The sequence below is a fragment of the Candidatus Enterovibrio escicola genome (assembly GCF_002464935.1).
Taxonomy (GTDB): Bacteria; Pseudomonadota; Gammaproteobacteria; order Enterobacterales; family Vibrionaceae; genus Enterovibrio; species Enterovibrio escicola.
This window is the reverse complement of the sequence record NZ_NBYY01000023.1, coordinates 21,058-28,866: the sequence shown is the minus strand read 5'-3', so window position 1 is coordinate 28,866 and position 7,809 is coordinate 21,058. Positions and strand designations below refer to the sequence as shown.

Sequence of the window (7,809 nt, the reverse complement as noted above, 5' to 3'; positions counted from 1 at the left end):
GTCCCAAGCAAAAGCTACCGAGGGTTAATACGATACCTAACCAACTATTTGTCATCCCTGCCGATAGGCTTATCTAAGATAGTTGGATATGGCGGTCATCAAGTCAGGTATTATTATCAATAACATAAAATAAAGTTGAAAACGTATGAGACAGTGGATGCTCAGGTATTTGTTGGCAGGCTGGTTTAGCACATTCTGCTTAAAGGATTTTAACGAGTGAGATATTATTACCTTCAAGCGATAGCGAGCTTTAAGAAGTGGTATGAAGTGATAGTGAGGACAGCAGGAGTGGTGGATGAATGATGAGCTACACTAAACGTATCAGCTATCTAGAGCTTTTCGAAGAGGTAGCAGGTCGTAATCCCTTAAAATGTGTGTTTTGTGGGAGAGAGATAGATTTGATTATCTTCTCCCATCTAAAGCATGGTGTATTCTTCAATTTATTTGCTTCCGATAGTGGTTAATTGATATGTTTTTTATTCTATCTTGGAAATTTCCTCATTACTGAGTTCGTTGAAGTTAATTTCCTTGGATGGAAGTCTCCTTATCAGACCATTGGTCTACTCATTTAGTTCCCGATCACTTGACGGATAAGGTCTGGTAACATAGAAATCATAGTCTATGATTTCAGCAATCTTTTCATGATCGACGAATTATGTACCGTTGTCTAACGTGAGGGTTTTGAAGTCATAAAAGGTGGAATTCACAATATCAATAAACTTCTCTACCACTGTACCTGCCTGCTTATTGGGCATCTTTCCAATGCAGCATAGTTTATTGGTTTTATCCACTACGATAAGAAGAAAAGATTTGTGCCCAGTCCTGACGACAGTGTCAATCTCGAGATGACCTAACTCGGTCTTCTCGTCTACAATATTAAGCCGTTTCTCAATGCCAACACGGTTATTTGTCTTTACCTTATCACTGTTGTTCATCTTGATTTTATAGGGCTCTCCATGGTGGCGAAGATCCTTATATAACGCTCGGCCATTACCCCTGTCATGCCAGATATACCGGTAAATCGTGCTTTCTATAAATCAAAATAAGATGTGGAAAGTTTACTCAGTCTGACTCACTCTCCGCTAGGTTGTGCATTGCACCTGATGGAGGACGAGACCGTCATTGATAAGTAACATTATGTACACGATATAGATAAAAATGGTATAGACTGGTTTCTTTATAAGTATTGTTATTTAGCAGAAAACGCTTTGGGATAATTAAGAAATATCATTTAGTTTTAATTGAATATGACAAATTGGAAATAAATTACGTCAGCAGGATATCAATGGCATTTATGTTAATGTGGCTGATACTGTATTGTTGAACGAGTTTTATACAGCATATATCAACAACCCCTAGTGGAATACATTTCCAACGGAGAATATTATCGTTCTGGTCGTGATGCTTATTTTTGATGATAAAATAACCTAAATTTCAGCATTTTAAGAACTCTGCACAAGAAGCAGTCACATCATCCTAAAATTAATACTTTTCATATCACTTAGCATGGAATAGTTTAGCGATTGAGTTATGTAATAACCCTAGGAATTTGACGTTTTTTCTTCAAACTGTGAGTTTCAAAAGAGGTTATTTTGATAAATTTAAGCCAAGCAATTTCTGAGTTTGTGAATACATTGTCAATGTTGTCTCAGATAACTGAGCGGCTGTCTTCGCCTTTTTCTTGGCCGACTGACCATGATCCTATTGAGTGGCTTGATGCACAATCCATCTATCCTAAATTTTATTGGCACTCGCGTGATGGTAACGAAGAAACCATAGCTCTTGGACAGGTCAAAACGTTTTCCAATCCCATGAGTGCTGAATATACTCTTACTGAAGGGCAGTTCATCTGGGGCGGATGTTCTTTCGATGGCCGAACAGAATGTGGTCAATGCTGCTTTCAATCTTTCTTTTTTCTCCCCCAAATTGAAGTTTCACGCTTTAATGAACAATGGTTTTTATCAATCAACATTGGTAATGATCTTCTTAAAACCAAAGCTACTTTGGCTAAGTTATCCGATAGCTTCTCATCCCTTGCTTCGCCTCAATGTAATATTGTGAAGATGGTTCATAAACCTGACTATCCGCGGTGGTCAGAGATGATAGATCGTGCTTTAACTGACATTGAATATACGGTTCTACGGAAGGTCGTGCTTGCCCGTAAAACTACGTTAACTCTTGACCGTCCACTTTCTGCCACTCAGCTTCTTAAAGCTAGTCGGGATAAAAATAGCGCTAACTTTCACTTTATGTTAGCGTTTGATGCTAAACATTGTTTTGTAGGTTCTACACCTGAGCGCCTTTTTATTCGCCAAGAAGAAAAGTTACGTACTGAAGCGTTGGCGGGTACAATAGGTCGTGGTATCACGATAGAGGATGATCTTGCATTGTCTCATTGGTTATTGAATGACCCTAAAAATATTTATGAAAACAAATTAGTGGTGGATGACATTGCTGATCAATTAGCACAATACTGTGTTAGTTTTTATGTTGAAGAACTACCACATTTAGTTCGTTTACGTAAAGTACAACACCTTAAACGAGAAATATTTGTCCAGTTAAATAAGGATATTCTAAGTACTACCTTACTGGAAGCTTTGCAACCTACTGCAGCCATTGCAGGGTTACCGCGCGAATCTGCTATGAGTTTTATCACTAAGAATGAACCATTTATACGAGGTTGGTACAGTGGATCTGTTGGATTCCTGAGTCGTGAACGTAGTGAATTCTGTGTGGCCATTCGTAGTGCATTTGTAATGGATAACCTGATACATTTGTTTGCCGGTGCCGGTATTGTTCCTGGTTCATCCCCTAAAATAGAATGGAATGAGCTAGATAAAAAAATATCTACTTTGCTATGTTTGCTCAAACCGCTGGAGTTTAAATCGAAAACGACAAGGATTATCGATAAAATGTGTTTGGAACGATGGAAAAAAGAAAGGGATGAATCAATTCCCCCTAAATAACTCGAAAGTGATTAGTCAATCGACGATGAACCGAATTTGGGCGCGGTTATTGCTGATGTCACTTCAACGAGTTGGTGTGAAGGATATTTGTATTGCGCCAGGATCACGTTCAACCCCTTTGACGCTTGAAGCAAAATCGTTAAGAGATGAAAATGGTTTCCCATTTACTCTTCACACTCATTTTGACGAACGGGGGCTTGGTTTCCTTGCTTTGGGCATGGCAAAAGCGTCAGATAATCCGGTTGCAGTGATAGTTACCTCAGGCACCGCGGTAGCGAATTTGTTACCAGCAGTGGTAGAGAGTCATCTGACACGTGAGAAACTGATCTTGTTGACGGCAGATAGACCAGTGGAACTAATACAATGTGGAGAAAATCAAGCAATTAGTCAACGTGGTATCTTTGGTAACCATGCTGATTTTTGTTGTAATTTGCCTTCGCCTACAACATCCATTGCACCATCTTGGCTACTTTCTACTCTAGATGAAAATTTACACTATCAATCACAAACTGGAGGTAGTTTGCATATCAATTGCCCATTCCCAGAACCGCTATATGGTGAATTAGAAGATGCTAGTGTCTATCTTTCTACAGTTACGGGCTGGCTAGACAGTACAGAGCGCTACTTGACATTCTTCATTCCCTTGGAGCATGTTTGTAATATTGAGGTAGATTGGGAAGAATTACAGCACAAAAAAGGCCTATTGATTGCAGGTCGTTTAACGACAGCTGATCGAATTGCGGTTCAAGCCTTGGTTGACGTCTTAGGGTGGCCACTATTGTGTGATCCACAAGCAGGAAAGGGATCTGACTACGCGGGTTTTGATGTGTGGATGCAAAATCGAGAATGTACCAGTGTCCTAGCACAAGCTGATGTTATAATTCAATTCGGTAGTCGTTTAGTATCAAAAAGACTCTGCGAATTTATCCAAACGTTCAATGGAGTGTATTGGTTGGTGGATAGCCATCCGGGTCGTCTTGATCCAAGTCATCGACAGGCTCGTCGTATTATTGCTAAACCAGAAATGGTGGCAAATCAACTAGTTGCTCATACAGCATCACCTGATTACATCCACTGGGCAAAAGTGCTGCAGACTGCTAGCCACCGATATTTTTCGATATTACAACAAAAGAAACGTGAATATGCTCTGTTGACAGAATTGGCGATGGCGATAGACTTTGCCTCATGGCTTGATATCGGTAGCGATCTATTTATTGGCAATAGCTTGGCGATCCGTTTATTAGATATGTGTTGTTGTATACCGGCTCTTACTGTTTTTGCGAACCGAGGTGCATCAGGAATTGATGGGTTAATAGCGACTGCGTCCGGAGTACAGCGAGTACGTCAACGTCCTTTAGTTTGCCTTTTAGGTGACATCTCAGCGCTTTATGACCTCAATAGTTTTTCTTTGCTGACGAGAAATCCATATCCACTGGTGCTTATCGTGGTCAATAATGACGGTGGTGGCATTTTTGATACATTGTCAGTACCTGACGACAGTAAAGATATGTTTTATCGTATGCCACATGGCTTCGATTTCACTCATGTCGCTGCTATGTTTGGGTTGTTTTACCATGCCCCAGATACATTAATAGATGCCCGTTGTTTGTGTATTAATGCTCAGAGATATGCTGGGACAACATTGGTGGAAATTCGTGTGCCGGCAAACGAATCTGCTCGAGATCTTAAAGTTCTGTTTAATTATATCGCTAATGCCTCGCTTTTATGACGGTTCTAGTATGTTGGTATTTATTGCCTCATTGTCAGTTATGCATGCCTCAGTACGGGCTATTTTGATTTATACGCCTGTATTAGTATGCATTGAAGTTCTACTTGGCAGAGGTGATAAGTGTAGCACTGTTGTCGACTTTCTTATCAAAGAATATCTTTATCTTACCTTTGATTTATTGGTAAATGGGCATTGTTTCCCAAATATATTAACTAATCTCAATTCCTACGATCAGATCATCATGGAGTTAAGCTGAAGGTTATGATGGAAAAAGCCAAGCACAAGATCAGCAACTGGAAACAATATAATCAAGAATTAATAACCCAGGTATTACTATTAATCACATAAAAAAAAGTTGAAAATGTATGAGACAATGGATGCTCAGATATTTGTTGGCAGGCTGGTTCAGCACATTTTGCTTAAAGGATTTTAACGAGTGAGATATTATTACCTTCAAGCAACAGCGAGCTTTAAGGAAGTGGTATGAAGTGATAGTGAGGGCGGCAGGTGACTGGTGGATGAATGATGAGCTATACTAAACGTGTCAGCTATCTAGAGCTTTTCGAAGAGGTAGCAGGTCGTAATCCCTTAAAATGTGTGTTTTGTGGGAGATAGATAGAGTTGATTATGTTCTCCCATCTAAAGCATGGTGTATTCTTCAATTTATTTGCTTCCGATAGTGGTTAATTGATATGGTTTGTGTTCCGTTTGAGAGAAGGGCATACACCTTTCGGTAGTTAGCTTCTTTGTTCTACGCGAAACCATGAGTGTCGAAGTTATTATCTAAATTCAGGAGTAACCAATCCAACAAGGCTTTACGGGATAGTTTTATCCCAGAATGGCTGAGGTTATTGGGTAGTGAATAAACTGCTTTTGGACATTGATAAGGCAGAACCTGTGTCTTCGCCCAAGTTAGGAACTCGTCACTATCAATTTCGCCTTCGATTATCGCAATAGGAACTTTCCCCCACGTATCATCGTCAATGGGAAAAATGACTATCTGTGAAATACCAGAATAGAGACTTAATATACGTTCCAAATTCTCAGGCTGTACATTTTCCCCCCCACATATAAACATGTTATCGAGCCTACCGATAATCTGTAGTTCTGAGGTGGCCTCATTCCAGCATCCCTTATCTTTGGTGGCAAACCAATCATCAGTAAGAGGCAAAATATTTCCTCTAACCATATAGCCAGGAGAAAGTGTTTCACCTTTTACCATTACCTCACCGTTTTTGTATAAACGAAGTTCTCGATTAGGTAGCACATCACCCACAGAGAAATAGCCGTTAGCACGTTTTGCCGTAATGGTAGACGCCATTTCTGTCATTCCATACCCACACCAGCACTGAATGCCAATTCTTTCTGCTTCATCCACCAAAGACTGTGGAATCTCAGTACCGCCCAAAAGCACTGCATGCAAGGACGAACAATTCCCTTGCTCTAGCACACATTGCAATTGTGTGGGTACTAAAGAGGCATGAGTGCAACCTTCAAGAGCTGTTATTAATGCTTTTTCTTTGATATCAGCAAGTTTTAACATGGCTCCTTGTATAAGCCATCTCCATACAATACCAAGCCCAGATACATGAAAGAGTGGAAGTGAAAGTAGCCAGCAATCTAAGCATTTAAATGGTATCAACTCAAGTAACCCTGATGCACTTGCAAGGTGATTATTTGCAGTATGAACAACAGCCTTCGGTGCTCCGGTCGATCCTGACGTCAAGGTTAAAGTCAGGTGTTTAACCGCATTGAATCCTACCAACGTCATTTCATCCCTATCAGGCAATGATTTAAGTTCAACTACGTTTAAAATAACATTGATTCCAACGCGCTCAATAATTTCATTGCACTCTCTTTGAGAAAATGTGGGGTTAAGCATGAGTGTTTGCCAACCATTCTGCCATGCCGCCAGCATAGTTATCAGGCAGGCATAGTTGTTATGACTGACAATGGCTACACGTTCATGGGCGATGGTATGTTGATTGGTAACAATGCTTAGGTGTACACGAGAAACATCATCACAAAGTTGGCGCCAAGTTATCTCAGAAGTGCCAAATATAATGGCGGTTGCTTCCGGTTGCTCTTGCATCCAATGTGACCATGGCCATGCCTTGAAGGCTATTGGGTGGATTGCTGCCATGTAATCCTACAATTCGAAAGAAGCATGACGGGCAATGAACAATTCGGCCAAGGTTTATCGAGCTGCATTTTAAACAGATCAATCGTGGCTAAACCTGGAGTTGTTGAGGATGTTAACCAATGTGCTACTCGCGCTAGTTGATTCAAACCTATGCTCGACTCAAGGCTAGAGCTGATCACCACTTCTATCCCAAGACCATAGGCTTGGGAAATCAGCTCTTGTACTTTCTCCAGTGATCCCAGCAACGTTGGTTTGATCACGATCGCTTTAACACCTTGTTTTTGTTCTAGTTCAAATTCATCATCAGAAAGGGTTTCATCCCACGCTATCCCAATACCCGTTTCACGGGAAAAAACTAAACTATCTTCTGGTGTTTGGCAAGGTTCTTCTAAAAAGGCTATACGTTCACGAAGTGACGATGGAATAGACTTGGCAAACTGCACTGCTTTCACAGGCGTCCATTGACGGTTGGCATCTAATCGAAGCATTAGATCAGGAATCGCTTCAAGGAACATACTTGCGACCGCACCTTCTCGAATAGCCTCGTGGAACCCGACTTTCATCTTCGCCACTTTCTGACCTGATATACCCATCAGTTTTTGTACCGATAAGGTTAGGTCACCGCAGTATAACGGCGCAACTACATAATTCCCTTCTTGGGGTAACTGGCCTTTTAATTCCGTCAATGCCATACTAACTCCGAATGCCACCGAAGGATAAACAGTCTCCAGATCAACAGTATCTTCATTAAGCCACTGTGTAAGTACCTGCTGTGCCTGTAATCCAGCATCATCGACAGATTCTCGGCTAAATTCTGGGAGAGGAGCAATCTCCCCTAGCCCAATTTTATCGTCACAACTTAATTTAACGATAAAACCGACACGTTCTACCAAGGGTATATGACGCAAGAGGACACCACTATCTATTGGTAGTTGATAACGATAAATAACCGCATGTTTCATCATCTACAC

Annotated in this window: 7 protein-coding genes; 4 read left to right on the top strand and 3 right to left on the bottom strand. The window is 40.8% G+C overall.

Annotation, left to right across the window (positions count from 1 at the left end; all coding sequences use genetic code 11):
• Positions 1 to 299 precede the first annotated feature (299 nt).
• Positions 300 to 464, top strand: a complete 165-nt coding sequence (locus BTN49_RS14125; protein WP_158523707.1) for a hypothetical protein — start codon at positions 300 to 302, stop codon at positions 462 to 464.
• Between the two features lie 189 nt (positions 465 to 653).
• Here BTN49_RS14125 and BTN49_RS08260 read toward each other — a convergent pair whose 3' ends face one another.
• Positions 654 to 1,022, bottom strand: a complete 369-nt coding sequence (locus BTN49_RS08260; protein WP_223823865.1) for an IS30 family transposase — start codon at positions 1,020 to 1,022, stop codon at positions 654 to 656.
• A 570-nt stretch (positions 1,023 to 1,592) separates the two neighbouring features.
• Between BTN49_RS08260 and BTN49_RS08255 the strand changes: the two genes are divergently transcribed.
• Genes BTN49_RS08255 through BTN49_RS13225 form a run of 3 tightly spaced genes read left to right on the top strand, consistent with a single transcriptional unit; the run spans position 1,593 to position 4,951 of the window.
• Complete coding sequence (locus BTN49_RS08255; RefSeq protein ID WP_223823864.1) at positions 1,593 to 2,966, top strand: isochorismate synthase; 1,374 nt, start codon at positions 1,593 to 1,595, stop codon at positions 2,964 to 2,966.
• Between the two features lie 25 nt (positions 2,967 to 2,991).
• Positions 2,992 to 4,695, top strand: coding sequence for a 2-succinyl-5-enolpyruvyl-6-hydroxy-3-cyclohexene-1-carboxylic-acid synthase (gene menD, locus BTN49_RS08250; protein ID WP_223823863.1), 1,704 nt, complete (start codon positions 2,992 to 2,994; stop codon positions 4,693 to 4,695).
• Positions 4,679 to 4,951, top strand: a complete 273-nt coding sequence (locus BTN49_RS13225) for a hypothetical protein (RefSeq protein ID WP_146679298.1) — start codon at positions 4,679 to 4,681, stop codon at positions 4,949 to 4,951. Before menD ends, BTN49_RS13225 begins: the two co-directional genes overlap by 17 nt.
• Before the next feature lie 495 nt (positions 4,952 to 5,446).
• On the opposite strand, the gene menE is transcribed toward BTN49_RS13225, so the two are convergent.
• Together menE and menC are read right to left on the bottom strand one after the other, a co-directional pair.
• Positions 5,447 to 6,838, bottom strand: coding sequence for an o-succinylbenzoate--CoA ligase (menE, locus tag BTN49_RS08245; protein ID WP_097356786.1), 1,392 nt, complete (start codon positions 6,836 to 6,838; stop codon positions 5,447 to 5,449).
• Positions 6,817 to 7,800, bottom strand: a complete 984-nt coding sequence (menC, locus tag BTN49_RS08240) for an o-succinylbenzoate synthase (protein WP_097356788.1) — start codon at positions 7,798 to 7,800, stop codon at positions 6,817 to 6,819. The genes menE and menC overlap by 22 nt, the downstream gene beginning before the upstream one ends.
• Between the last annotated feature and the right edge of the window lie 9 nt (positions 7,801 to 7,809).

Excerpts from the sequence above, each read along its gene's own strand:
- menC (WP_097356788.1), bottom strand. The coding sequence starts at position 7,800 with ATGAAACATGCGGTTATTTATCGTTATCAACTACCAATAGATAGTGGT.
- BTN49_RS14125 (WP_158523707.1), top strand. The coding sequence starts at position 300 with ATGATGAGCTACACTAAACGTATCAGCTATCTAGAGCTTTTCGAAGAG.
- menD (WP_223823863.1), top strand. The coding sequence starts at position 2,992 with ATGAACCGAATTTGGGCGCGGTTATTGCTGATGTCACTTCAACGAGTT.
- menE (WP_097356786.1), bottom strand. The coding sequence starts at position 6,838 with ATGGCAGCAATCCACCCAATAGCCTTCAAGGCATGGCCATGGTCACAT.
- BTN49_RS13225 (WP_146679298.1), top strand. The coding sequence starts at position 4,679 with ATGCCTCGCTTTTATGACGGTTCTAGTATGTTGGTATTTATTGCCTCA.